This is a genomic window from Clostridium omnivorum (assembly GCF_026012015.1).
Lineage (GTDB): Bacteria > Bacillota > Clostridia > Clostridiales > Clostridiaceae > Clostridium_AX > Clostridium_AX omnivorum.
In genome coordinates, this window is sequence record NZ_BRXR01000001.1 from 464,812 (window position 1) to 490,052 (window position 25,241).

The 25,241-nt window shown below is 33.2% G+C and carries 23 protein-coding genes, 1 other RNA gene and 1 riboswitch; of the genes, 8 read left to right on the plus strand and 16 right to left on the minus strand.

Translation table 11 applies throughout. From position 1 onward, the window contains the following. Positions 1–6: 6 nt before the first annotated feature. On the minus strand, positions 7–2,646 hold the full coding sequence (locus bsdE14_RS02110) for a translation factor GTPase family protein (RefSeq protein ID WP_264848281.1): 2,640 nt from the start codon (positions 2,644–2,646) through the stop codon (positions 7–9). A gap of 470 nt (positions 2,647–3,116) precedes the next feature. Between bsdE14_RS02110 and bsdE14_RS02115 the strand changes: the two genes are divergently transcribed. Then, positions 3,117–3,524, plus strand: coding sequence for an MORN repeat-containing protein (locus bsdE14_RS02115; protein ID WP_264848283.1), 408 nt, complete (start codon positions 3,117–3,119; stop codon positions 3,522–3,524). A 340-nt stretch (positions 3,525–3,864) separates the two neighbouring features. On the opposite strand, the gene truA is transcribed toward bsdE14_RS02115, so the two are convergent. The 3 genes from truA to bsdE14_RS02130 all read right to left on the minus strand — a co-directional run bounded on the left by truA (position 3,865) and on the right by bsdE14_RS02130 (position 7,886). After that, positions 3,865–4,611: a tRNA pseudouridine(38-40) synthase TruA gene (gene truA, locus bsdE14_RS02120; RefSeq protein WP_264848284.1), complete on the minus strand. Its 747-nt coding sequence runs from the start codon at positions 4,609–4,611 to the stop codon at positions 3,865–3,867. A gap of 237 nt (positions 4,612–4,848) precedes the next feature. Beyond that, entirely contained in the window at positions 4,849–7,272 is a 2,424-nt protein-coding gene (locus tag bsdE14_RS02125; protein WP_264848285.1) for a flavocytochrome c, read from the minus strand. Between the two features lie 14 nt (positions 7,273–7,286). Beyond that, positions 7,287–7,886: an NADPH-dependent FMN reductase gene (locus bsdE14_RS02130; protein WP_264848287.1), complete on the minus strand. Its 600-nt coding sequence runs from the start codon at positions 7,884–7,886 to the stop codon at positions 7,287–7,289. Positions 7,887–8,058: 172 nt separating this feature from the next. On the opposite strand from bsdE14_RS02130, the gene bsdE14_RS02135 reads away from it, so the two are divergent. Together bsdE14_RS02135 and bsdE14_RS02140 are read left to right on the plus strand one after the other, a co-directional pair. After that, entirely contained in the window at positions 8,059–9,006 is a 948-nt protein-coding gene (locus bsdE14_RS02135) for a LysR family transcriptional regulator (protein WP_264848288.1), read from the plus strand. Beyond that, positions 8,999–9,937: an FAD:protein FMN transferase gene (locus bsdE14_RS02140; RefSeq protein ID WP_264848289.1), complete on the plus strand. Its 939-nt coding sequence runs from the start codon at positions 8,999–9,001 to the stop codon at positions 9,935–9,937. Before bsdE14_RS02135 ends, bsdE14_RS02140 begins: the two co-directional genes overlap by 8 nt. Positions 9,938–10,200: 263 nt before the next feature. Here the strand turns inward: bsdE14_RS02140 and bsdE14_RS02145 are convergent, their stop codons facing one another. Beyond that, entirely contained in the window at positions 10,201–10,785 is a 585-nt protein-coding gene (locus bsdE14_RS02145; protein ID WP_264848290.1) for a hypothetical protein, read from the minus strand. A gap of 599 nt (positions 10,786–11,384) precedes the next feature. Between bsdE14_RS02145 and bsdE14_RS02150 the strand changes: the two genes are divergently transcribed. Then, a complete protein-coding gene (locus bsdE14_RS02150; RefSeq protein WP_264852204.1) occupies positions 11,385–11,729 on the plus strand; it encodes a DUF1214 domain-containing protein in 345 nt (114 codons plus the stop codon). 87 nt (positions 11,730–11,816) lie between these two features. Next, positions 11,817–12,374: a DUF1254 domain-containing protein gene (locus tag bsdE14_RS02155; RefSeq protein WP_264848291.1), complete on the plus strand. Its 558-nt coding sequence runs from the start codon at positions 11,817–11,819 to the stop codon at positions 12,372–12,374. 652 nt (positions 12,375–13,026) lie between these two features. Here bsdE14_RS02155 and bsdE14_RS02160 read toward each other — a convergent pair. The 3 genes from bsdE14_RS02160 to bsdE14_RS02170 form a co-directional block, all read right to left on the minus strand. After that, positions 13,027–13,458, minus strand: a complete 432-nt coding sequence (locus tag bsdE14_RS02160; RefSeq protein WP_264848292.1) for a hypothetical protein — start codon at positions 13,456–13,458, stop codon at positions 13,027–13,029. 120 nt (positions 13,459–13,578) lie between these two features. Further along, positions 13,579–13,992: a flavodoxin domain-containing protein gene (locus tag bsdE14_RS02165; RefSeq protein WP_264848293.1), complete on the minus strand. Its 414-nt coding sequence runs from the start codon at positions 13,990–13,992 to the stop codon at positions 13,579–13,581. 48 nt (positions 13,993–14,040) lie between these two features. After that, positions 14,041–14,568, minus strand: coding sequence for a nitroreductase family protein (locus bsdE14_RS02170; protein WP_264848294.1), 528 nt, complete (start codon positions 14,566–14,568; stop codon positions 14,041–14,043). Positions 14,569–14,761: 193 nt separating this feature from the next. Here bsdE14_RS02170 and bsdE14_RS02175 point away from each other — a divergent pair, with 193 nt between their 5' ends. Beyond that, on the plus strand, positions 14,762–15,097 hold the full coding sequence (locus bsdE14_RS02175) for a winged helix-turn-helix transcriptional regulator (protein ID WP_264848295.1): 336 nt from the start codon (positions 14,762–14,764) through the stop codon (positions 15,095–15,097). Positions 15,098–15,307: 210 nt separating this feature from the next. Here the strand turns inward: bsdE14_RS02175 and bsdE14_RS02180 are convergent, their stop codons facing one another. From bsdE14_RS02180 to smpB, 8 genes are all read right to left on the minus strand, one after another. Then, positions 15,308–15,517: a recombinase gene (locus bsdE14_RS02180; protein ID WP_264848296.1), complete on the minus strand. Its 210-nt coding sequence runs from the start codon at positions 15,515–15,517 to the stop codon at positions 15,308–15,310. A 355-nt stretch (positions 15,518–15,872) separates the two neighbouring features. Further along, positions 15,873–16,225: a transfer-messenger RNA gene (gene ssrA / locus bsdE14_RS02185) on the minus strand. A 209-nt stretch (positions 16,226–16,434) separates the two neighbouring features. Then, positions 16,435–17,361, minus strand: a complete 927-nt coding sequence (locus bsdE14_RS02190) for an ABC transporter permease (RefSeq protein ID WP_264848297.1) — start codon at positions 17,359–17,361, stop codon at positions 16,435–16,437. Next, positions 17,361–18,413, minus strand: a complete 1,053-nt coding sequence (locus bsdE14_RS02195) for an ABC transporter permease (RefSeq protein ID WP_264848298.1) — start codon at positions 18,411–18,413, stop codon at positions 17,361–17,363. The genes bsdE14_RS02190 and bsdE14_RS02195 overlap by 1 nt, the downstream gene beginning before the upstream one ends. Positions 18,414–18,416: 3 nt before the next feature. Then, entirely contained in the window at positions 18,417–19,940 is a 1,524-nt protein-coding gene (locus tag bsdE14_RS02200; protein WP_264848300.1) for an ABC transporter ATP-binding protein, read from the minus strand. 74 nt (positions 19,941–20,014) lie between these two features. Continuing rightward, positions 20,015–21,127 (minus strand): BMP family ABC transporter substrate-binding protein, encoded by a 1,113-nt coding sequence (locus tag bsdE14_RS02205; RefSeq protein WP_264848301.1) that lies wholly within the window; start codon positions 21,125–21,127, stop codon positions 20,015–20,017. Positions 21,128–21,202: 75 nt separating this feature from the next. Then, positions 21,203–21,775, minus strand: coding sequence for a xanthine phosphoribosyltransferase (locus bsdE14_RS02210; RefSeq protein ID WP_264848302.1), 573 nt, complete (start codon positions 21,773–21,775; stop codon positions 21,203–21,205). 204 nt (positions 21,776–21,979) lie between these two features. Continuing rightward, positions 21,980–22,081, minus strand: a riboswitch (purine riboswitch). 87 nt (positions 22,082–22,168) lie between these two features. Next, positions 22,169–22,636, minus strand: coding sequence for an SsrA-binding protein SmpB (smpB, locus tag bsdE14_RS02215; protein ID WP_264848303.1), 468 nt, complete (start codon positions 22,634–22,636; stop codon positions 22,169–22,171). 164 nt (positions 22,637–22,800) lie between these two features. Here smpB and bsdE14_RS02220 point away from each other — a divergent pair, with 164 nt between their 5' ends. Then, positions 22,801–23,991: a MerR family transcriptional regulator gene (locus bsdE14_RS02220; protein WP_264848304.1), complete on the plus strand. Its 1,191-nt coding sequence runs from the start codon at positions 22,801–22,803 to the stop codon at positions 23,989–23,991. A gap of 117 nt (positions 23,992–24,108) precedes the next feature. Further along, positions 24,109–25,182: a dTDP-glucose 4,6-dehydratase gene (rfbB, locus tag bsdE14_RS02225; RefSeq protein WP_264848305.1), complete on the plus strand. Its 1,074-nt coding sequence runs from the start codon at positions 24,109–24,111 to the stop codon at positions 25,180–25,182. Positions 25,183–25,241: the final 59 nt, after the last annotated feature.

A 25,241-nucleotide genomic window follows, 5' to 3' on the forward strand; every position in this document is an offset into this window, starting at 1 on the left:
ATAGAACTAAAATAAAAATTTTTTAACTTGTTCTTTATCTTCTTCTGATAACGTATCAGATAAAATATTATGTTCCTTACTATGCCTTTCTCTATATGCTTCCATCATTTTTTTATTAGCAAACTCTATTTCTTTCATTAATTCCATAGCAGATAATAAGCCTGCTCCGTTTCCTCTAATGATTATCTGTTCTAAGTTATCTGAAGTTGCAACTGTTATACTATAGTTTCCATGGTTTTGATGAACAAATTTTTCAATATATTGATCTGCAGTTTCCGCTTCTTTGGTATAAACTACATGAATGTTATTATAATCAAATATTTCTACGGAATGTCCCTTAACACGATAAGCATCAAACACTACAATAATTTTATTACCTTTAATACCCTGATAATTACATAAAATATCTAGTAATTTTGTCCTAGCTGCATCAATATTATCTTTTGCAATTTCCTTTAGCTCCTCCCAAGCGAAAAGGATGTTATAACCATCCACTAATAGGTAAGCTTCCTTTGTTATGTTATTTACAGTAGTATAAGTATCGGTTTTATAATAGCTCTCTAGGGCAGTTTTTCTTTTCTTCCAAACGGATTTTTTACCTTGATTAGCATAAAAAGTTTTATTTATAATTTCGTCAATTTCGTCTAAACCTATAGATCGTTCCTGCTCTATGGATACTTTTTTTGCTATTTGTGAATCAGTCACCTTTTCTTTCTGTAAATAACTTTCTATATGCATAAAATTTTTAACTTCATCCCAATTCACTATAAAGCCTGAACCATGAGTACAAAAAACTGAACTTGTAGGGTTCCATATATCTCTTTCAGAATCATATCCAATACTTTTTATAATTTCATCTGAATTATGACAAGGTGCATAACCCTGCAAACTGCAAAACAATCTTCCCTGACCTTTAGTGTAGCTAATTACTTCTCTTTGATAGTTTCTCATTGTAACTACTGGAGCATTACCTACAATTATTGCCACATCACCATTTACCTCTGATATTTCACAGGTTCCATGCATTTTTTCAATATCCGTCATGGCCCTTCCTACCATTTTTTCAGGCAGCTCTAGTTCAAATTCATAATATGGTTCTAATAATATAGAATTTGCTTGCTTCAATCCTTGCCTAACTGCACGATAAGTAGCTTCTCTAAAATCTCCACCCTCAGTATGCTTTTTATGTGCTCTTCCTGAAACTAATGTTATTTTCATATCTGTTATCATTGAGCCAGTTAAAACACCCTTATGGGCTTTTTCCTCTAAATGAGTTAATATTAATCTCTGCCAGTTTTTATCTAAGGTATCTTCACTACAATTTATAAAAAACTGCAGCCCACTGCCTAATTCTCCTGGTTCCATCAATAGATGTACCTCCGCATAATGCCTTAGAGGTTCAAAATGCCCCACGCCTTCTACAGTATTCAAAATTGTTTCTTTATAAAGTATAGTTCCTGAGTCAAAGGTTACATCAATATCAAAACGTTCCTTTATAATGTTTTGCAAAATTTCAACTTGTACATCTCCCATTATTTGAATCTGAATTTCTTGCAAATTCTCCTCCCAAACAATATGAAGTTCAGGCTCCTCTTCTTCTATTTCACGGAGCCTTGGAAGTATAGCTCTTGGATCACAGCCCTCTGGCAGTATAACCCGATATGACAATACTGGCTCTAGCAGTGGTTTAGAAGACTCTCTCTCTATACCAAGTCCTTCACCTGGATAGGTTTTCGTAAGTCCAGTAACAACACATATTGATCCAGCTTCTGCTTCATTTACAAGTTCAAATTTTTGACCTGAATAAAATCGAATTTGATTTACCTTTTCTTCTATATCAGTATGTTTATTAGTTAACGCTGTCTTAACCTTCAAACTTCCTCCTGTTATTTTCATAAAGGTTAAACGGTTTCCCTGATCATCCCTGGAAATCTTAAATACTTTTGCACCAAACTCCTCTGGATAAAAAGACCTTTCAGTATACTTTACAATTCCATCAATAAATTCTTTAACACCTTCTAATTTAAGAGCAGACCCTAAATAACAGGGAAAAACTTTACGGCTTTTTATTAGTTTAGAAATATCAATACCTTTAACCTCACCAGTTTCTATAAAGTTCTCCATAACCTTTTCATCACACATTGCAATTTGGTCATAAAAAATCTCCATATTATTTTCCTCAAAATCTATACACCCATCATTTAATCTAAGTTTTAGCTCTTTCATAAGCTTTTCCTTATCAGTGCCTACTTGATCCATTTTATTAATAAATATAAACACTGGTATTTTGTATATAGACAGTAGGCGCCATAAGGTTTGAGTATGTCCCTGTATTCCATCAGCACCACTGATGACTAAAATAGCATAATCTAATACTTGAAGCGTTCTTTCCATCTCTGCTGAAAAATCTACATGCCCTGGGGTGTCAAGCAATGTAATTTGTGTTTCATCCACCTGAAATATAGCCTGCTTTGAAAATATTGTTATTCCTCTTGCCTTTTCTAATTCATATGTATCTAGGTAAGCATCTTTATTATCTACTCTTCCTAACTTTCGAATTTTTCCGCTTAAATAGAGCATACTTTCTGATAATGTTGTTTTTCCTGCATCTACATGTGCTAATATTCCTATCGCTAATTTTTTCATAATCTATTTCAATTCCTTTACTTGAGCTCTTTCGATTCTAAATATTTTAGAAGCATTTATTGCTAAACTTATTATAATTTATTACTTATTATACGATACTTTTGCATATAAAAAAAGCGCTTTCAGCGCTTTCGCTATGGAACCCTATGGTTCCCTTCGACGACGCATATACATGCGTCTGAGCACCCTCCCTAATATGGCATGGAAATACTTTCCCTGCACCCATGTTTTTTATTCTATAAGAATTATGCACAGCAAAGCTGATGAATAATTTCCTATAGAATAAAAACAGCCTAGGCAAGTCATATTAATTTGACTTATATCAATATTAATGATATTAATGATATAAGTGTAAGATTTTATGGGAAACCTAACCAGGAGGAGTTCTAAATGAACTTAGATAGATAACTTGCAAGCGACAACGAATATCTTAAGCTATAAGGTATCCCTAAAGGAAAGGAGAAATTATTATGGAAAATAAACATGAACATGATTGTGACTGCGGATGCAATGATGAAAACAAAAAGGAGCAAGTCCACGGACACATCCACGGCGGACATTATGTAGGTGAAAAAGTAGATGGTAAAAGACATGGTGAAGGAACTTATTATTATAATGACGGAAGTAAATATGCTGGCGAATGGAAAAATGATTTAATGGATGGTGCAGGGATTTTCACTTGGTCAGGTGGCGAAAAGTACATTGGTGAATGGAAAAGCGACCTAAAACATGGAAATGGCATATACACTTGGCCTGACGGTGAAAGCTATGTGGGAGAATGGCAAAAGGATTTAAAGCACGGACATGGAATATATACTTGGTCAAATGGTGAAAAGACTGTAGCCATTTGGTCTGAAGATGAAATGATAGAAGAGTAATTATTATTTCTTAGCAAGTAAAATAGTCTATATCTTAAATTACTATATAAGATATAGACTTTATTTTATATTTTAAATGTGTCTTGCATATTTTCAAGTTTTCCGTTGGGGAGTATTAGAACATCAAAATCCTAAAGTTCAATATAACATACCTGAATCTGGATGTTATTGCGTATGGTGGAGGCAAAGCACAACCTTTGAAATCCACTATTTATTAATTCAGTTACATTGTAATAACCCTTAGCTAACTTAACATTGATAGCTCTCATTACCAAAAGTAAATCATTTGTGGTATGGTTCACGGCATATATATAACATAGATTTAAATAAAATATGTGTACTAGTATTCAATACTCAATAAACAAAGCGCATCTGCACTAGCTTTATGACCTACATCATTCATATCCTTAGATTCAAAAGCCTTTTGAATTGTATTCATAGGTAATTGACCAAGCCCCACTTGAATTAATGTACCTACTATTACTCTTTCCATATTTAATAAAAATCCATTTGCTGTCATAGTAATTATAATTTCATTTGTGGTTTCCCTTACATCAAGAGAAAGTATTTTTTTGATTGTGTTCCTTGTTTTCTTTTTTGTAGTAAAGGCTAGGAAATCATGTTCACCTACAAGGTACTTTGCAGCTTCTTTACTTTTAGCTACATCTATTCTTTGATTCATTAAGTTAACATATTGTCTTTCAAACAAAGGACGATTAGGAGCATCCTTCTTCCATAATCGATATTCGTAAGTTACACTTTTCATTAAATATCTACTATGAAATCTTTCATCAACAGTTTCTACTGATAATATAATAATATCATCTGTTAAGTATTTTTCGAAATAATCAAAAATTTCTTTTTCGCTTAAATGACTATCTGGTGCTATAAAATTAACAATTTGCCCTTTAGCATGTACTCCAGCATCAGTATTAACCGCACCAATAACCTCTACCTCTTTTTCATAGAGCTTTGATAATATCAATTCTAACTTACCTTGAATACTCTTTTCCAAGTTATCTTTGGATTTATTATACCCCATATATTTTCTACCATCATAGGCTATCATCATCTTATAATTTTGCATTTGAGTCCTCCTTTTCCTAAAAACCAATCAATACATTTTATCATATATTAAGATAGGTTACTACAGATAATTACTATATCTATTGAAGGATAAGAGAAAGAGCCTATAACCGCATTTTTACTTATGCGTGTCATCGGCTCTTCGTCTTTTTATCTGTCTCCTTGACAGTTTATACATTCAGTTGTTTAGGCCAGAATGGGGAAGTGAAATTTCTTATTTTAATTATCTAAACATTAACTATTTCATTTCATCAACTGCAGTTTTACCAGCAATTCTTCCAAAGGTAAATATATCAGTTAATGCATTACCGCCAAGACGGTTACCTGCATGTATACCTCCAGCAACTTCTCCAGCAGCATAGAGATTTTTAATTGGTTTATCATTTTCGTCTAATACATGGGCTTTAGTGTCTATCTTAAGTCCACCCATTGTATGATGAATTGCTGGCTTTCTAGGAGTAGCATAAAACGGTGCTTTCTCAACCTTTAAGCTAAATGTATCTTTATGGAATTCAGGATCAAAACCTGCATCAACATATGAATTATATTTATTAATAGTATCTATAAGAATCGCAGGGTCCATACCAACTTTTACTGCTAGCTCTTCTAGGGTATCTGCTCTAAATAGAGTACCAGCTTCTACCTGACGGTCTAGCTTTTCTTGACTTGTATTAGCTGCAGTTTTCTTTATTTCATCATCAGCTATAAGGTAGAATACCCCCCCCTGGTCAATAGCAGCTTTTGTTAAAACATCTCTTCCTGAGAATTCATTAATAAATCTTTTTCCTTTTTTATTTACCATTACAAAGTTTTCAGGAGGCACTTGAACTCCACTGAATAATTCACCAGTTTCAGGATCAGCTACAGGCATCATTTGAGTAAAGCCCATTCCTGTAAGTGCTGCTCCTACAGTCTTACCAAGCAATATTCCATCACCAGTCATAGCGTAGGAATTGGTTGTTCTTATATTATCATCAATATTACTCCAGTAAGTGTTATATTCTTTTAGCATCTTTGTGTTTGCACCAAAACCACCACTTGCAAGCACTACTGCTTTTGCATGAACAGTTATCTTTTGGCCATTTACACCAGTTGCTATAACTCCTTTTATTTCACCATCTTCTATGATAAATTCTTTTACAGGGCTATCAGTAATGATTTTTCCTGAGTTATGTTGCACATATTTTGATAGTGCAAGTATAAATGCTGTACCATAGCTTTTTGTAGGCTTATGGCCGCGACGCCAAAGTGCGCCAACAGGAGCAAATACTATGCTCTTATCAAACTCAACCCCTATTTCCTCTAGCCATTTAACACTTTCTAAAGCTCTGTCTGTAAGTATCTTTACTAGGTCATATTGTCCATATATGGTGTTACCATTAAGGTCAGTTCTTTTACCACCAAAATATGTTTGCATTCTGTGAAGTAGTGGAGAGTCAAATAGATGTCCCTTTTGTGTATCAAACTTTTTCTTATAATCAGAATACTCTTTTCTAAGTGCACGGAAATCATCTATATATTCTGGATGAATTAAGCTTTCATCTGTAGCTAGTAGTTCTTCAATAGTATGTCTTTCTCCTGGGTTTTCTTCAAACAGTCTCTGCCACTCTGGATCTGCAGCATTGACAGGACCACCTGAACGTATTGTATTTCCACCTACTGCTGGATATTTCTCAAGAACAATAACACTTGAACCATTCTGCAGCGCTGTTGCAGCTGCACTTAGTCCAGCGCCGCCTCCACCTACAACTACTACATCACAAGTATATTCTTCGTCTTCTTTGTTTAGGCTGCTAGCAGGCTTTGGACGTCTCTTAAGGATGTCAGGGTTAACTCCTGCAAGCTTTACTGCTTTGGCTACACCGTCTATTACAGCATTGCTAGTTTCAGAAGCACCGGAAAGAGCATCAACATTTAATGTCTGTCCTTCAATTATTTTATCTGGTATTCTTACAAAAACTACATCTGCAAGTCCTTCTGTCTCGCCTTCTGTATTTATATCTATACTTTCTATTTTCTTTTCACTAAAGGATACTTTCATTGGAAGACTTCCGCCGTGACCTATTGCACTTACCTCATATGTTCCTGGTGTAAAGGTAAACTCTTCTTCTTCGTTGAGCTGATTTGAAATCTTTGCAAAACGCATAAAGCGTAGGAAGCATATTTCTAGGAAGTCTATGGTTTTTTCATTGTTTAGATTACCTTGCTCATCAAATGCTTTATGTGCGCTTCCAAGTAAAAATTCATAACCTGGCATTACATTTGCATCAACACCTGGTGCATCTAGGATTTGACGAAGATGTAGCTGTGCACGAGAAGAACCTTGAACATCAAGAGAAGCTCCAATGATCATCACTGGTTTGCCAGCAAGTGGATGAAGATCAAAGCTTAACCATTCAATTAAGCTTTTAAGACTGGATGGAATTGAGTGATTATACTCAGGAGTAGCTATAATAACACCATCACTTGCTGTAATCTTATCATTGAACATCTGTATCACTTCACTTGAAGATTGATTATCAGATTGATTAAACATAGGAACATCTGTAATCTCAAGTATTTCTATTTCTGCCTTTGACTCAAAGTATTTTTTCATAAACTGAAGGAGTTTACGGTTATATGATCTTTTTGCACTAGTTCCAACAATTGCTATAAATTTCATTAATATTGATCCTCCTACTCTTGCCAAGTGAATTTTTTAACTTTTTTATTTAAAGCTTTTTCTGCTAAAAGTTTTGATGTAATATCTGTAAATAGAAGAAACTCTCTAAAAATTTCATCAAGCTCTGATAGCTTATCTGAATAGATAAGATTTCCTGAAATATCAAATGCACCCTGTGATTTTCCTAATAGGAATTCACTGCTTGGCATGATTCTGGCAGCAAGCTCAGGTGAATCAAGTATTTGTCTAAGATGTGCCTGAGCACGAGAGGAACCAAGTGTACCAAGAGAGGCCCCTACTATTAAAACAGGCTTGTCAGTAAGTGCTTGACTAGTGTAACTAATCCATTCAAGAGCACTCTTTAAAACCGCAGGTATAGCATGATCATACTCTGGAGTTGCTATTATTACTCCATCTGCTTTAAGAATTTTATCAGATAATTCTGCTACCTTTTCAGGAATATCAGAATCTTCAGGTGCATTAAAGGCAGGTAAATCCTTAATTTCATATAGTTCTATCTCCGCCCTACTTAAAAAATGCTTTTGCATAAATTGAAGTAGCATACGATTAGTTGACACGTCTGAGTTAGTGCCTACAATTGCTAAATATTTCATAGTAATCCCCTTTCTGTATTTCAAAATTTCATCACTTTAGTATTTGCTTGATATAATTTTAACATGTTAGATATATTATATCTAATAGTTATTTATTGAAGTTTGATAACATATTTGTTATAATCATACACAATAATAAATAAGGTTATTATTTCACAAAGGGATGAATTATATGTCAAAATACTACTCTCAGGATATTTTGTATTATATTGATGCCATTTTAAAATATAGTAATTATGGCAAGGCTGCCAAATCACTTTATATTTCTCAACCTCACTTGACACAAGTTATTAAAAGGATAGAAAGTCAGTTAAACTGTGAACTGATAAGTCGTAGCAAGCTGCCATATCGATTAACCGAGCAGGGGAAGATATACTATCAGTATTTAACTTCAATAGAAAATAGTTCTGCTAAGCTGCTTAGGGAAATATCAGCTGTGTCAGATATAGATAACAAGGTTATAAAAATAGGAGTGCTTCCTAGCCTTGGAACCTACCTTTTACCTCTTTTTTTACCAAAGTTTTTGGATATGCATCCAAACTGTAGAATAGAGCTTTCAGAGACATTACCAGAAAAAAATGAAAAGCTCACTCAGAATGGTGAATTGGATTTTTGGATTGGACAAAATTCAAGAAATATTTCTCCGAACTTAAACTCCATTACTTGGGGCAGGCACAGATACTTTGCAATTATTCCTCGCTGCTGTGATCTATATCAGAAAGACGTGGCCATTATTCCAGAAGGAACTATGGACATAAACAAGATATTATGTCAAAAGCTGATACTAACTTCCAAGGGTTCTGCTATAAGAAAGCAGATAGATCAGTTATTAAGCGTTTATAAGGTTGAACCCAAAATCATAATGGAAAGCACCGAAATCAATACTGTACTTAAACTTGCAACGAGTAACTTGGGACTGACCTTTATACCAGAAAGCATCTATGTAAAGGAATGTCCATCTGAATACAATATATATCAAATGCCAATTGATGAGCTGAGTTTAGATTATTTTATAGCATATCACAGTGAAAAAAAACTAACTGCTATTGATAAAGACCTTATAGATGCATTTCTAATTCATGGGCAAAATAATTTCAATATAGGAGAGCAAAATGAATGAGTGTACGAAGATAATATATCTTATGGGAACAAAAATCTCTCTATATATAAAGGGAGCGGCTGCTGAAAAGCTTGCAGAAAAGGCTTGCGATATGCTGATTCATTATGAAGAAGTCTTTAGTGCCAACAGTGATAACTCACAGCTTGCCATGCTAAAAAAAACAGCTTTCTTGGCTCCGCAAGAAGTGGATGCGGAATTGTATGAGCTGATAAAAATAGGAAAAAAACATAGTCTATGTGAGAATTCATATTTAAATATTGTAATAGGACCATTAATAAAATTATGGAGAATAGGTTTTGAGGGGGCACATGTCCCAGAGAAAGAAGCTATAGCACCGGTACTGGAACTTTTAAAGCCTGAAAATATACAACTAGATGATGAAAAAAAGACCGTGTATTTCTTGAAAAAAGGCATTGAGATAGACCTTGGAGCCATAGCTAAGGGCTATTTTGCTGATAAAGTCATGGAATTATTTAAGGAAAATGGGGCTGTTTCAGCTATGGTAGATATGGGAGGTAATGTTCTCGTTTTTGGAGAATCACCATCGGCCGGCGGTGAGTGGAATGTGGGAATACAAAATCCGTTTCTACCAAGAGGAAATGCGGTGGCACTTGTGAAAATAAAAGATCAATCCGTTGTAACCTCAGGAATATATGAGAGAGTGCTTGAAAAAGATGGAAGTAAATACCACCATATATTTGACAGCAAAACAGGCTACCCAATAGAAAGTAATATAGCTTCTTTAACAATTATTGCAGATAAGTCCCTGGACTGCGATATATATACTACAAAATTGTTTGGATTAGATCCTGCTTCAATTATTCATAGAGTTAATAGAATTAAGGGGATGGGTGCTGTTGTAATAACTGTGGATGGAAAACTAGCCTATACAGATAATCTTATAGGAAGAATATATCCATTAACAATGTAATATTCCAAAGAATAAGGTGGTATTCATTGTTGTAACCGAGAATGTCCAAAGATTTTGTGCGAAATATAAATTATGTTTGTTTATATAACTGGAAATTTGCTTTCCAGTTATATTTTTATACATTAATTAAAATACTAATAATAAGTCTTAGTAACTATTCAGCCATTATAAAATATTATTTTTGATAATTGAACATTTAAAAATTCTGTTGATTTTGTTTGCCTTTACGGTTAATAGCTTTTCAATTTTATCAAATTAAATAATTATTTAATTTTCTTTGTTTTTAATATGTTGTCTTCATTTTCTACAACCACTATTTTGATATTAAGCTCACTTTGAAGGTTTGAAAAACTCTTTATTTGATTGATATATTTACTATCACCAGAACTTAATAACTTATCTATCATAGGTATAATATCGTCTTTTTCTTCACTTGTGAATTTCTTTCCCTTTAAATTCAAACTATTTATATAAGTTAAGGTATGCCAAATTTGTTCATAAGATATTTTATTAGCATCCATTAGAACCCAAGTAAAATCTTTTCTTCTTGAATTTGGAGGATATGCTTTTTTAAAAAATTCAATAAAATGACTTGTTTTATTTTTTTCTTTGTCTTTCACATATTTACCCAAGGTGCTTTTTAGATGATTTTTCAAATAAAGTATTGTATTAGCTTTTACTTTGTCCTTCATTTCATCAATACTGTTATAAATTTCATTATACAAGCTTTGCATATCTTCATCATTTAATGTATTCTTTGAAGCCTTCACAGCATCTATAGCTTCTAATACATTCTTTTTTGTGGTTACTTCATTCTTGTATATTTCTGATATTTTTTTCTTTATCATCATTCTCTCCTTATATGTGCTAAATACACCAATAAGTTATTATATCATTAAAATAAAATTTTTCTATCAACTCAGCCTATAATAGTAGTCTGCTATATCAATGATTGAATTATAATCTTCTCATTAATATTTTAAACAAATAAAAAATAGCAAAAACCCCAGGCAATCCGCCGAGGGTTTCAATGTCTATTGACTATGATTTTGATACAATTTAGCGACTTATTAATTAAAAGTAGTATAATGTAATTAAGATATTGATTTGTCTTTGTAATTAAATGCTCAATATATTACACTTTACAAGCGTTCAGGTTGGTTTTGAAGCCTAAAACCTATATTTATTTTACAAAGGAGGGAATAACTATATGACCAACAAAGTCTATAATTTTCTATATATCTTCATCGGCGTGATTTGTGGTTATGTTATTATTAAACACTTGTTCTTCTTTGACAATTCAAAACCTGTGAGAACTGATGTGATATAAGGCATTCTCATCGGCTTCGGGCTCGCTATTGTCACAGCCCATCTTACCGCAAAGCTCAAAGCCAAAAAGATCAGCGGTTGGATTACTATGTTTGGATGCGGAGTACCTGGCAACGGTATGTTACTGAGAGCCGCCTGTGCCCTGGCCTTTCCTGGCCCAATAAACATACCGCAAGAGGGAGTGTACTGGGTCACTTCCGTAGATGGAGCGAATCGTGGCCTCTCTGGAGAGCACAACTACATCTTGAGGTTTCCGGCATGTGGACTCCCACCGAATAATGCGTTCTGGTCACTGACTATGGGGAATGTGAAGAATCGCTTTGTGGCAAATTCAATTAATCGGTATAGCGTGTCTGATAGGACAGGACTCGTGCCAAACGCCGACAGCTCTATCGACATTTATATTCAGAATACCACTCCTGCAGGTTGTGAATCCAACTGGCTGCCCCGCGCCCTCTGGTAAATTCGTTCTCCGGTTGCACGTATATATGCCCAGTGAGGCAATTCTTAATGGGGAATATGTAGTACCGCCAGTTGTGGAGGTGAAAAAATGAAGCATTTGTTGATTTTCGGTTCAACCATGATCGCTTCATGGTTCATTGTCACCTACTTTTTACCACGTATGCTTTTGAATGTATTCAAGAAAGCGATACTAGTAAAAGGCTTCGGCGATGGCCCAATTCCGCTCAACACACTCTATACGCAACGTCAAGAGCTATTTGCAGATCCGCTTGCATCAGGCTCACACCTAATGACTACTGGCGTGAACCGTGACACGCTCATCACTATCAGCTGGTTAGATCTCAGTAAAGGACCACAAATCTTGCATGTGCCTGAGATGGACGGTCGCTATTACAGCGTACAGTTCACTGACCCGTCAAAAAACATTAATTTCGCCTATGTTGGCAAACGTACCACGGGAACCCAGGCTGGAGACTACCTCATCTGCGTCCCTAGTTTTAAAGGGGACGTTCCACAGGGAATGTCACAGATTTCTTCCCCAAATAATTCGGTACTTGTTATTGGCCGCGTTTTGGTCCACAGCGACAGCGACCTCCCGGCTGCCTATGAACTCTCGAAGCAGATACAAATATTTTCATCGACTTAACCATAGTGTTACCATTATTCTTAGTTTGTACCATTATTTACCTTGTCACTGAACTTCAATAAATCTATATAACCCCAAATTGAATTAACATAAATAATCTGCCTCTCACTCCGTAATCGCCGAAGTGGTTACACAGTAATCACCGAGTAAGCCGTATATTTTCCCACTACATAGTGCACACCCTTACATCACTATATTATCACATACTGAATGTGTTAGGGCAATTAAGTGATACTATTGAGCGTTTAAATAGATTTTGCGAAAAGGTGCCCCCCTTTTTGATATGCTCCCCTTATGGTAGACAATTATTGTAGTTTGTCCCTTTACGAAAATCTGATAATTTGTTTAAACTATTTTCAATATGATAGGAATTCTTCATATATCTTACTAATTTAGCAAAGTAATATTTCTCAATTATAAAACCCCATTTCCGTTAATATTCTAACAAAAATGAGGTTTTATTGATAGTAAAAAAAATCCTAATTTGATACACTTTTTAAATTACTGGGAACACTACTGATATCAATGGTTTCATGATGTAGAAGCTAAAGTGCTGCTTCCCATAGGGTTAACTTTTTTATATATGTCTTAATGGTTTAATTAAAGCAATTTTTACAATCTCTCCACAAATATATTGAAATCAGCAAATTCTTTAATCTAGCAGCTGAATTTCTTCCTTAATTAAATTAGCAAAATCCTGATTTTGTTCTGCAACTTTAATAATATATGTTAGTATGTTACCTGGGTAATCAATTATTTCCTTTAAAATTATACTTTCAATAGACCTCCTAGCTAATGAAATGGTGCAATTTTCATTATGGCCTTTCATACACTGCTTACATGATTTACATATGGATGCTATACATCGTGCCACCATTCTATTGTCATAATGTTTCATATCTTCTTTGGGAATAAGTTGCAAACCATCATTGATGAATGTTATTCCATTTTTTTGTATTGAATTTGCAACACTTAAAGCAAACCCAATATTACATTTGGATATAATGCACTGGTCTGTTCCATAATTTTTACATTCCACACATATTTGTTGTAAATCTTTTATTGTATTATCAATATAATTCATTATATTCTCCTCTTTCATCTCAAAGACTCAACTGTTCTCTGCAAGTATTCACTCTATCTTGGAACAATGTGTATTTCTTTCTTTACTTGTCATAGTCTAGCTGAACCCTTAGCAATATATTTAAATCAATGATTTTACAATATTTTTTGCAAATACTTTAGCTGCTTCAATATCATTTATGTTGGGATGGTTTTTGTTAATAAAAACCCATGCTTTCCCTTTGGATGAAAAACTTTCAGTTTTAGTATTTATCTCTCTTTCTTTCAGTAGATTTATCATATCTTTTATTGCTTTATCAAGTCCTCCCATTGTTCCGAAAACCACAGCATTCTTAACAATTGAGCTGTCTAATGTTTCAATAAATCTTTTAGCTGTTTTATCCATGTTCCACCAATATATTCCGCCGCCAATAAATAAAAGGTCAACTGGTTCTGACAATGTGGTTTTATTATCTATGGCCTCCGCTTTTACGTTAACTGCAGATGCTATGGCTTCTGCAATTTTTTTAGTGTTACCTGTCCTTGAATAATACATAACTTTGATATTTATTTTAAGTCACCCCACGTTCTTTATAGTCATTAATTATAATATATAACTAACATTTGTATCATCAAATTCTCTAGTTTTAACAGATGTGTCGTCAGTATTTCCAACTGCTATTGAAATATAAGGTGTATAACCTTCAGGAATATTTAACTTACTTTTTAACTCTTCACTAGCATTAAATGCATATACAGGACCTGTCATGATTACAGAATTTAATCCCATACCTGTTGCTGCTATTGATACATTTTGTGCGGATAAAGCTACATCTAATTGTTCAGCTTTGAATTGATTGCTTGGAGCAGAAAAAACAATTAAAGTTTTAGTACCATATAAAGGATTTGGACTAGGTATAGGTACAAGTTTTGCAACTACATCTGATAAATCTTTTAAAACTTCAACATTTTGAACAACTGCTATGTGTCTAGCTGAATCTGCACGTCCACCACCACTTATAGGTGCTGCATTTGCAGCCTGAATAAGTTTTTCTAATTGTTCCTCTGATATTTGTTCATTATTAAAACTACGAACGCTTTTTCTTTTGATAATTGAATCTAATGTATTCATAATATACACTCCTTTATTAATTAGTTTGGGTATGCTATAATTCTAAGCAATTAATAATCTTATGACAAGAATGCAGTATTTTCATAGTAACTAAGTTTTTTATTAGTATGGATTATAGCAAATGAAATTAGTAAAATGATATTTATAGTATTTTATATAGATAATACACAAAATTTTAGTATGAGGTGATTATATGAAAGATTCAAACAAAGAATGTAATTCTAAAAATGGAATGGAGTGTCCTGTAAAAAAGGCCTTAGATATTATAGGTGGTAAATGGAAACCTTATATAATTAGAATATTAATGATAAATGAAGTTGTTAGGTATAATGAGTTAAAGCGTCAAGTTGATGGAATTACGGATATGATGCTTTCGCAATCATTAAAGGAATTAGAGCAAGATAATATAATAAAGCGTACACAATACAATGTAATTCCCCCAAGAGTTGAATATTCATTAACTGAGAGAGGGAAGGAACTTTCGTCAGTGATGTCTGAATTATCTAAATGGGGAAGAAATCAAGAGTAATATATAATTTATTGACACAAGTCATCATGATGTTAGTAGATAGACCATTAATGACTGTGCGGCACGAGATATTAATCCCCAAAAGTTATCCATTATTGGCTAAGACGTGGTATGCGTCAAAGACTCATCACCTTTTGTTTTCTAGTGTTTTTATGAAATAATACCTTCACACAATAAAAATGTATGGAGGTATATTTATTTATGACTGACTTATTCCCTTTTAATTGAAGGTTTTATCCCCTGAACAGGGTATTTGAAATCCTTAAAATCTATTAATAAATTTCCTTCTTCATCTTTATCATAACCCAAAAACTTCTTGTGATTTACTACTACTTTTCCTTGTTCAAACTTTCTTCTAATTCCCCACGTAGAGTTTTCGATTATGTTCCTTGCCTCGCCTTGCGGCGCATGCGGAAGCATATTGATAATTTTAATTCTCTTATTTATCTAGCAAATACTTTATTATACCATTTTCTTCATATACAATATAAAGTTAATCTAGCCACTTCATAATTCCCATCCATAAAATTACTTATTTCTATTAAATATATCTATAGTCTAAATTACACTATTACAGTTTTCAATTCCCATAAGATATTATCGCTAAATTGTGCACACCTCCTCCAGTAAAAATTCTATGGGTGTGCATGCCCAACATAAAAATCTATAAATCTAAGCTTTAAACATTAAAAATTTCTACTGTAAAATCTCCAAAAAACACTGAAAGCCACTGAAATCAGTGGCTTTCCATTGTATTAAAATTATAGTTTATGTATGGTGGAGGCGAGGGGTGTCGAACCCCTGTCCGAAAGCAGTAATACCTGAGCATCTCCGAGTGCATTCCTTAGTTTAACATTCCCTCTACCAAACGCCTAAGGACAGGCTTTTGGTTTTAGTAGCTTCATAAATTCCGTTCCTGAGGCAAAGCTTACTCAGGCTCGTTTCACCGCTATCGACGCCAGGTTCCGGTTCGCGGTACTCCCGGGCTGACGTAGCAGACTAAGCTGCTAAAGCTAAATTATCGTTTTCGATTATATTTAATCCTATAGTTTTTTAACGCGGGCCCACAGGTTCCCTCGACTCGCTTCTCAGATACGCCTTACCCCCGTCGAAGCCAAATACGCCCCCATGAGATATAGATAACTCGTATCTATTAATAATATATTCAACGATAATCTGTGTAATTCGTATTAAGTTTTTGTTTTATGTCTTTGCCTTGTTGACAATACTTATAATACATCATACTAAACAAATTATCAATAGTTATTTAAAATCAATATATTCAACTTTTACACTATAAGCTACTTATTTCCTTGGAAATAGACAATAATCATATATTATCTCTCTTCTCTAAAGTAGGCTACTCCCAAGGCCTCTGGTGGAGAATTCTTCTTAGACTTTTTGACCGATATAATAATAAGTATTATTATGGTTACTAGATACGGAAGCATGCCTAAAAAATATGGAGATATAAAAGTACTCTTTACTCTAAAGCCTATTATATCAAGGCCACCAAATAAGTATGAGCCTAGAACTGCTTTATAAGGATTCCAAGCTGCAAAAATAACTAGAGCAACTGCAATCCAGCCTCTTCCTGCTGTTATATTTTCCTGCCATGTAGGAACATGAACTAATGATAGATACGCTCCTCCAAGACCTGCTAGAGCTCCCCCTAAAAGAATATTTAAATATTTATATAAGTTTACATTAATACTCACTGCATCAGCAGCCGCTGGATTTTCTCCAACTGCTTTAAGATTTAATCCTGCACTAGTTTTATAGAGGTATATTCCAATAACAATTGTTATTATATATGATAAGTAAACAAACATGTCTTGATTAAAAATTATAGGACCTATAAAGGGTATGTGTCCTAAAACTGGTATTTTAACTGGAGCAAAAAACATTTTTATACTCTCAGGCAGTGACTGTCCTACTACCTTTTGACCCAAAAGACTTGATATTCCAGTTCCAAAAATAGTAAGGGTAAGGCCTGTTACTACTTGGTTTGCTCTAAGCGATACCGTTAATATAGCAAATATAAGTCCACCTAAAGCACCTGCAATCATAGCAACTATCAAAGCTAAGGCTGGACTCTTTGTAGTATAGCCAGTTACAAAGCCCATAACTGCTCCCATTAGCATCATACCCTCAACTCCTAGGTTAAGGTTCCCTGCCTTTTCACATAATATCTCTCCTAAGGTGGCAAGCAATAGAGGCGTTCCTGCCACTATAGCTGCATGAAGAAATAATTCTATATTCATTATTGCTCCCTCCTTATAGAAACTTTATATCTTATAAACAATTCGCTTCCAAGTACAAAGAATAATATTAATGCTTGTATTACTGAAGCTGCTGCGTTAGGTATTCCAAAGGCTGTTTGTATATAGGAACCACCTTCTACAAGCCCAGCGAAAAGCACAGAAACTATTAAAATAATTATAGGATTAAGGTTAGATAACCAAGCTACAATTATTGCTGTATACCCCACTCCCCCAGTTACCTCAACAGATAAGGTTTGTGATACAGCTGAAGCTTGAATGAAGCCAGTAAGTCCACAGAGCGCTCCACTTAAGCATATAGCTATCAAGGTTGTCCTATTTATATTTATTCCGGCATACCTTGCTGTATTTTTACTTTCTCCAAGTACAGCAATTTCATAACCAAGTTTACTTCTCTTCATTATTATATAAAATACAATTACAATAATAAGAGCTATAATCCAACCTATATGCACATTAAATAATTTCGGAAGAATAGCTTGCTTTGAAAAATTAGCTATCTTAGGAAAGTTCATAGCCTTCTTGTCTCTCCAAAAGTCGTATTGCAAAAAGGTAATAAATTTAAGAGCTATATAATTAAGCATAAGTGTAATTATAGTTTCATTTGTATTAAAGTATACTTTAATAACACCAGCTATAGCCCCCCATAGTGCTCCAAAGAACATCGCTGATATAGCCATAAGCAGCAGTAATACTGGTTTAGGAAGTGATGAAAGATTTAATGCCACAAGTGCTGCACCAAAAGCTCCCATAAAAATTTGACCATCACCGCCTATATTCCAGAACTGCATTTTAAATGCAACAGATATACCTACTGCTGTTATTAGTAAAGGTATTGCTCTTATAATAGTTTGTCTTATTCTATATGGGGACCCAAAGGATCCCTTTAACATTCCCGTAAAAGCCTTCATAGGATCAAAGTTCATTAAGGCCAGGAATATACCTGCAGCAACTAATGCAAGAATTACAGCTATAACTCTTACTTTAATGCTGTTCATTTTACTTATCTCTTCTCTTTTTATAAGTCTAATCAAAGCCTATTCCTCCTCTATCTGTACCTTTGAACCAACCATCATTCTACCTAGTACTTCTCTTGTAGCCTTGTCTGCTCCTATAGTTCCGCTAATGCTCCCATCGCACATTACCATGATTCTATCGCAAAGCTGCATTAGAACATCTAAGTCTTCACCTATAAATAGCACTGCTGTACCACTTTTTTTAGCTTCATTAACCAAATTATAAACTGTAAAACAAGTATTTATATCTAGTCCTCTTACAGGATAAGCCATAACGAGAAGCTTTGGCTTAAGACTAAGCTCTCTTCCAAGTAGTATTTTTTGTATATTTCCACCTGATAGATATTTAATAGGATAAGTTATACTAGGTGTTTTAATCTCAAGAGCTTTTTTCAGTTCCTTAGCTTTTTCAATTAATGGCTTTCTATCTATAATCATGCCTTTTTGAAGATGATAGGACTTTAAAAGCAGATTATCTACCATATCCATAGATCCAACTAATCCCATTCCTAATCTATCCTCAGGAATAAAACTCATGCTTATTCCTCTTTTAATAATTTCTCTAGGATTTTTTCCTTCAATATTTTCCCCTAAAAAAACTATTTCTCCAGCCTTTACACTAGAAACCCCTGCAATTGCCTCGCATAATTCCTTTTGACCTGAGCCTGCAATACCTGCTACCCCCAAGATTTCACCTTCTCTAATCTTAAAGGAAACATTTTTTACTGCTTCAGAGCCATCTTCATTTAAAACGCTTATATTCTTTACAGTAAGCAGCTCTTTTCCGATTTTTGATTCAACTTTTTCTATAGTCAAATCTACTGCTCTTCCAACCATAAGCTCTATAAGTTCATCCTGCGTTGTGTCTTTAATATTTAAAGTTTTAACAGTTTCCCCTTTTCTTAAGATGGTTACTTTATCACATATTTCCATAACTTCGTCCATCTTATGAGAAATAAATATTACTGCACAGCCCTGTTCTTTCATTTTTAACATTATCTTAAAGAGTCTTTTAGTTTCCTGTGGAGTAAAAACAGTAGTAGGTTCATCAAGTATTAGAACCTTTGCTCCTCTATATAATACCTTTAATATCTCAAGGTTTTGCTTTTCTCCTACCGACATATCACTTACATATTTATTTAAATCCAATTCTAGGCCATATTTTTCGCATATTAATTTGATATCTTCTTCAAACTTTTTTCCACTTTTAAAAAAACCGTTCTTTTGACCAAGAGTTATATTTTCTCTTGCTGTCATAGCATCTACTAATTTGAAATGCTGATATATAGTTCCTATTCCATATTTAATTGAATCCTTTGGAGAAGTAAACTTAACTTCTCTATCTTCATATTTTATAATTCCACTATCAGGTGTATAAACCCCAGATATAATGTTAATAAGCGTACTCTTTCCTGCACCATTTTCACCAAGCAGTGCATGAATTTCTCCAGCATGAATTGATAAGTTTACATCCTTGCTTGCTGCTACCTTACCAAAGACTTTATTTATATTTTCCAACTTCATTAAAGGAGTTTTATTTTCCATTTTTCCCTCCAAAATATAAGCTGGAACTGAAGCCATAAGCCTCAGTTCCATGGTTTTATCATTTATAATAGAACCTATTTAGCTGGTATAGTTCCGTCTACACCCTCTACAAACCAGTTTATATTCCAAATTTCATCATCTGTCATTGTCTTTCCGCTTTCAACCTTAACAGTTCCTTTTTGGTCCTTAATTGGTCCTACAAATATTTTGTTCTTTCCTGATTTAATATCCTCTTTAGCCTTTTCAACTTTATCCTTTGCATCAGCTGGAGCTAGTGAAGTTAGTGGAGCAATATCTACAATACCATCTGAAACTCCACCCCAATACTTTTCTGACTTAAAGCTTCCATCCATAATTGCTTTAACTTGCTTAACATAATATGGACCCCAGTTCCAAACTGCAGAAGTCATATTTGCTTTTGGAGCAGTTTTGCTCATATCAGTATTATATCCTATAGAAAATACTCCTTTAGACTCAGCTGCTTGTTGTGGGCCTGCTGTATCTTGGTGTTGAGCTATCACATCAGCTCCACCATCAATTAATGCTAATGCAGCATCCTTTTCCTTAGCTGGATCGTACCAAGTGTTTGTCCAATTTACTTTAACTTTAACATTTGGGTTAACTGACTTTGCACCTAGTGTAAATGCATCAATATTTCTTATTACTTCTGGTATTGGGAATGCACCAACAAATCCTAAAGTATTTGTCTTTGTCTTAAGTCCAGCAACTATACCATTTAGATACATCATTTCATGAATCTTACCAAAGAATTGACTCATATTTTCTGAAGTTTCATATCCTGAGCAGTGTAAGAACTTAACATCTTTATGCTTTTCAGCTTCTGATAACAATCCTTCTTGGAAGCCAAAGCTTGTACCTACAATTACGTTAGCTCCTTGCTCTATCATATCTTCAACTACTTTTTCTACTTCTGCTTTATCTTCTTTTACTGATTCCTTATAAATAGTTTCAACTTTAAGTTCTTTTTCTAGATATAATCTTCCTTGATCATGAGAATATGTAAATCCTCCATCACCAATTGGTCCTACATATAAGAATCCAACCTTAACCTTTGACTGCTTACCACTACTTGCATTTGCGCTTGCACTTTCTTTAGCAGTACAACCTGTTAATACTAGAGAAGCTGTAACTGTAGCTGCAACAACTAATTTAAATAACTTTTTCATAAATTTATTGTCCCCCTTAACTCTAAAATCTTTTATTTTATATTTCATAAAGCTTTATAGCTCTTTAGCTCAGCTCTATTTAAACCAAACTTTATTGTCATCCATTTTATCAATAATAGCTAGTGACTCTACTTTTATACCGAACTTTTCTATTTCTGCTCTTCCAGGTTGAAAGCCCTTTTCTATTACAATTCCAACTCCTACTACCTCTGCTTTCGCCTGCTTTACAATATCTATTAGACCTAATGCTGCACAGCCATTAGCTAGAAAGTCATCTAATATAAGAACTTTATCCCCATTATTTATAAATCTCTTTGAAACCATAACATTATAATTTTTATTCTTAGTAAAGGAATGAATTTCAGTTTTATATATGTCATCATCTAAGTTTAAGGACTCTGTTTTCTTACCAAATACTACTTTTGAATTATCAAAATATTGAGCTGTTATACTTGCAACAGCTATACCTGAGGCTTCAATGGTCAATATCTTATTTACTTCTTTATCATTAAATCTTGTCTTAAACTCTTTTCCAATTTCATTCATTAGCTCTACATCTATTTGATGATTTAAAAAGCTATCAACTTTTAATATATTATGAGGCTTTACTCTTCCTTCGCTTAGAATCTTTTCCTTTAAAAGTTTCATTACTTACATCCTTTCAAAATTAAAATAAAAAAGTGCTATACAAAAACTTGCATGCACTTCGCAGTTTTTGTATAACACTTTCATTTCTCAATAATATACAAGAAAGCTTGTACATTTATTTCAATGATAATGGTATAAAAAACAAAAATTCCTGAACATTTACCGCTCAGGAATGTAAAATTACATAATAATTAGAAAAATTACTATAAGTAATTAAACATTCGTAGTCAGGTAATTTACGGCAACCCGGTAGAAACGCTTGAACCATATTTTCAAGCATATACGAAGTGAACATTTATTTAATTTTATCAATTTTCGTTCGTGTTTTTACTACATAATCATAATATAACATTTAAATCTAAAAATCAAGACATTTTTAAATTTTTTTATTCATTAACGATATTTTTCCTTCATTTCTCTGTCCATATCTCGTCTAGCAGCTTTTTCTAGCATTGCATCTCTCTTATCGTAGTCTTTTTTACCTTTTGCTACACCCAAAGCAACCTTTACTCTTCCATTTTTTAAATAAAGGGAAAGTGGCACTAATGTATATCCCTTTTGGGCTATATATCCAGTAAGTTTCATTATTTCTTCTCTGTGAAGCAAAAGCCTTCTATCTCTAAGTGGATCTTTGTTGAATATATTACCTTTTTCATATGGACTAACATGCATATTTCTAACATACACTTCGCCATTTCTAACTTCAGCATAGCTATCCTTTAGATTTGCCCTGCCAGCTCTAATAGATTTTACTTCAGTTCCTACAAGTTCAATTCCTGCCTCGTAGGTTTCTTCAATAAAGTAGTCATGCCATGCTTTTCTATTATCTGCAAGAGTTTTATTCTTATTTTCCTTTGCCATGAAAAACTCCACCTTTAAACTAATATCAATGCTTTATTATAGTACATATTATGGCATAAGTCAATTTTAGTAGTAGTCTCAATTGATTTTATTATTAAGTTTTTAAATTGCACTATTGACCGTTACCTAAGGTAATCATTTATAATGAAGTTGGGTGATAAATTATGGAAAATAAAAGATTTTATACAGCAGGACAATTTGCTAAAAAAGCAGGCACAACTATTAGAACTATAAGATTTTATGATATTAAGGGTCTGCTAAAGCCCTCTAGTATAAGCAAGACTGGCTATAGATTATATACAGATGAGGATTTTGCAAAACTTCAAGTAATACTAACTTTAAAATATTTAGGGTTCTCTTTAGAAGATATAGCTTCTATGGTTTTAACACAGAATAAAGAATGTGATTGTTTAAAGAACTCTTTAGAACTTCAGCTCGAGATAGTTAGAAATAAAATGAAGCACCTGAAGCTCATAGAAAGGTCTATTATTGAAGCCAAAAGAGTCATTGAAGAAGATGAAACGGATTGGAGCAAGTTAGTTGATATAATCCATGTTACAAATATGGAAAAGGATCTAGCTGCTCAATATAAAGATTCCAGAAATTTAAAGGTAAGAATAAATCTTCACAGTAAGTTTAGTGTAAATAAATACGGGTGGTTTAACTGGTTATTTGACAAAATAAATCTTTCATCTAACGAGAAAGTACTTGAAATAGGCTGCGGTGAAGGTCAGCTGTGGAAAAATAATGAGGATAAAATCCCTAAAGAATCAGAAGTAATTTTAACTGATATTTCTTCTGGAATGATAAATGATGCAAGAGTAAATTTAAAAAATCTAAAGGATAATTTTGAATTTCATATTGCAGATTGTGTTAAATTACCTTATGAAAATGAGAGCTTTGATAAAGTAATTGCAAATCATATGATTTTTTATGTTAAAGATAAGAAAAAAGCATTTTCAGAAATAAGAAGAGTTTTGAAAAAAGATGGGCTTTTTTACTGCAGTACTTATGGATTAAAGCATATGAAAGAAATCGAAAAGCTAACAAAAAGCTTTAATAGCAAAATAGCTTTATCAGAAGTACATTTGGAAGAACTTTTTGGACTAGAAAATGGAGAAGAACAATTAAATTATTATTTTTCTGATATAAAAAAATACATTTATGAGGATTACTTGATTATTGATGAATATAAGCCCTTATTGGATTATATATTATCTTGCCATGGAAATCAGCATGAAATATTAAAAGGAAGATATGACGAATTTGAAAAGTATGTTAAAGCAAGGGTTGAAAAGACAGGTAAATTTAAAGTTTCTAAGTATGCAGGATTGTTTATCTGCAGAAAATTATAATTAACTTTTTATACTCTAACCTTCACCATATATATAACTTTTATAAAATATAAAAATTTATCCGGATAATTTTTAAATATATAAAATACGCTAAAATTGAAAGGAGATACTAATATAATGAAAACTTATTTAGTTACTGGGGGAGCTGGATTTATCGGTTCTAACTTCATAATGTATATGCTAAAAAAATACCAGGATATTAAAATTATTAATTTTGACAAATTAACTTACGCAGGTAATTTAGAAAATCTAAAAGAAATACAACAGGACGAAAGATATATATTTATCCAAGGAGATACCTGTGATAAAAAATTAGTAGAAGATGTTTTTCAAAAATATGAAATAAATTTTGTAGTAAATTTTGCCGCTGAAACACATGTAGATAGAAGCATAACCTGTCCAGAAGTTTTTGCAGAAACTAATGTTATAGGCACATTAAATCTTTTAAATTGTGCAAAAGAATCTTGGCAAACGCGGGACGGCTTTAAAGATGGAGTTAAATTCTTACACGTATCAACTGATGAAGTATATGGCTCCTTAGGGAATAGCGGATACTTCATAGAGACTACTCCGTTAGATCCAAGAAGTCCTTATTCTGCAAGCAAAGCCAGCTCAGATTTAATGGTAAAGGCATTTAACGATACTTACAATATGCCAATAAATATAACAAGATGTTCTAATAACTATGGACCATATCAATTTCCAGAAAAATTAATACCACTTCTAATAAATAATTGCATTAAACATAAAAGCTTGCCTGTATATGGTGATGGACTAAATATAAGAGATTGGTTATATGTAGAAGATCATTGTAAAGCAATAGACCTAGTAATAAAGAAAGGAAAAGCAGGCGAGATTTATAACATAGGCGGACACAATGAAAAAACAAATATTGATATTGTAAAAACTGTTATAAAATATTTAAATGAGAACTTTGATTCTAATATAAATGAGAGCTTAATAAGCTATGTAAAAGATAGAAAAGGGCACGATAGAAGATATGCAATAGATCCTGCCAAGATTAAAAAAGAGCTAGGCTGGTATCCTGAAACCTGTTTTGAGGATGGCATTAAAAAGACTATTAAATGGTACTTAGACAATGAACAATGGATAGATACTATTACGGCTGGTGAATATAAAAATTATTACGAAAAAATGTATGAAAACAAAATACAAAACAAATCCATTTAGAAATGTATTACAATCAAAAAATTCGAGTAATATTTAGGGAAGCTTTAAATAGCCTCCCT

What these genes read in the sequence shown, in the direction of transcription:
- bsdE14_RS02220 (WP_264848304.1), top strand. Translation starts at nt 22,801, where the DNA reads ATGGAAAATAAAAGATTTTATACAGCAGGACAATTTGCTAAAAAAGCA.
- bsdE14_RS02150 (WP_264852204.1), top strand. Translation starts at nt 11,385, where the DNA reads ATGTTACTGAGAGCCGCCTGTGCCCTGGCCTTTCCTGGCCCAATAAAC.
- bsdE14_RS02125 (WP_264848285.1), bottom strand. Translation starts at nt 7,272, where the DNA reads ATGAAATTTATAGCAATTGTTGGAACTAGTGCAAAAAGATCATATAAC.
- bsdE14_RS02145 (WP_264848290.1), bottom strand. Translation starts at nt 10,785, where the DNA reads ATGATAAAGAAAAAAATATCAGAAATATACAAGAATGAAGTAACCACA.
- rfbB (WP_264848305.1), top strand. Translation starts at nt 24,109, where the DNA reads ATGAAAACTTATTTAGTTACTGGGGGAGCTGGATTTATCGGTTCTAAC.
- bsdE14_RS02165 (WP_264848293.1), bottom strand. Translation starts at nt 13,992, where the DNA reads ATGTATTATTCAAGGACAGGTAACACTAAAAAAATTGCAGAAGCCATA.
- bsdE14_RS02160 (WP_264848292.1), bottom strand. Translation starts at nt 13,458, where the DNA reads ATGAATTATATTGATAATACAATAAAAGATTTACAACAAATATGTGTG.
- bsdE14_RS02200 (WP_264848300.1), bottom strand. Translation starts at nt 19,940, where the DNA reads ATGGAAAATAAAACTCCTTTAATGAAGTTGGAAAATATAAATAAAGTC.
- bsdE14_RS02170 (WP_264848294.1), bottom strand. Translation starts at nt 14,568, where the DNA reads ATGAATACATTAGATTCAATTATCAAAAGAAAAAGCGTTCGTAGTTTT.
- bsdE14_RS02110 (WP_264848281.1), bottom strand. Translation starts at nt 2,646, where the DNA reads ATGAAAAAATTAGCGATAGGAATATTAGCACATGTAGATGCAGGAAAA.
- bsdE14_RS02175 (WP_264848295.1), top strand. Translation starts at nt 14,762, where the DNA reads ATGAAAGATTCAAACAAAGAATGTAATTCTAAAAATGGAATGGAGTGT.
- truA (WP_264848284.1), bottom strand. Translation starts at nt 4,611, where the DNA reads ATGCAAAATTATAAGATGATGATAGCCTATGATGGTAGAAAATATATG.
- bsdE14_RS02210 (WP_264848302.1), bottom strand. Translation starts at nt 21,775, where the DNA reads ATGAAACTTTTAAAGGAAAAGATTCTAAGCGAAGGAAGAGTAAAGCCT.
- bsdE14_RS02115 (WP_264848283.1), top strand. Translation starts at nt 3,117, where the DNA reads ATGGAAAATAAACATGAACATGATTGTGACTGCGGATGCAATGATGAA.
- bsdE14_RS02155 (WP_264848291.1), top strand. Translation starts at nt 11,817, where the DNA reads ATGAAGCATTTGTTGATTTTCGGTTCAACCATGATCGCTTCATGGTTC.
- bsdE14_RS02135 (WP_264848288.1), top strand. Translation starts at nt 8,059, where the DNA reads ATGTCAAAATACTACTCTCAGGATATTTTGTATTATATTGATGCCATT.
- smpB (WP_264848303.1), bottom strand. Translation starts at nt 22,636, where the DNA reads ATGGCAAAGGAAAATAAGAATAAAACTCTTGCAGATAATAGAAAAGCA.
- bsdE14_RS02180 (WP_264848296.1), bottom strand. Translation starts at nt 15,517, where the DNA reads ATGCTTCCGCATGCGCCGCAAGGCGAGGCAAGGAACATAATCGAAAAC.
- bsdE14_RS02205 (WP_264848301.1), bottom strand. Translation starts at nt 21,127, where the DNA reads ATGAAAAAGTTATTTAAATTAGTTGTTGCAGCTACAGTTACAGCTTCT.
- bsdE14_RS02130 (WP_264848287.1), bottom strand. Translation starts at nt 7,886, where the DNA reads ATGAAATATTTAGCAATTGTAGGCACTAACTCAGACGTGTCAACTAAT.
- bsdE14_RS02190 (WP_264848297.1), bottom strand. Translation starts at nt 17,361, where the DNA reads ATGAATATAGAATTATTTCTTCATGCAGCTATAGTGGCAGGAACGCCT.
- bsdE14_RS02140 (WP_264848289.1), top strand. Translation starts at nt 8,999, where the DNA reads ATGAATGAGTGTACGAAGATAATATATCTTATGGGAACAAAAATCTCT.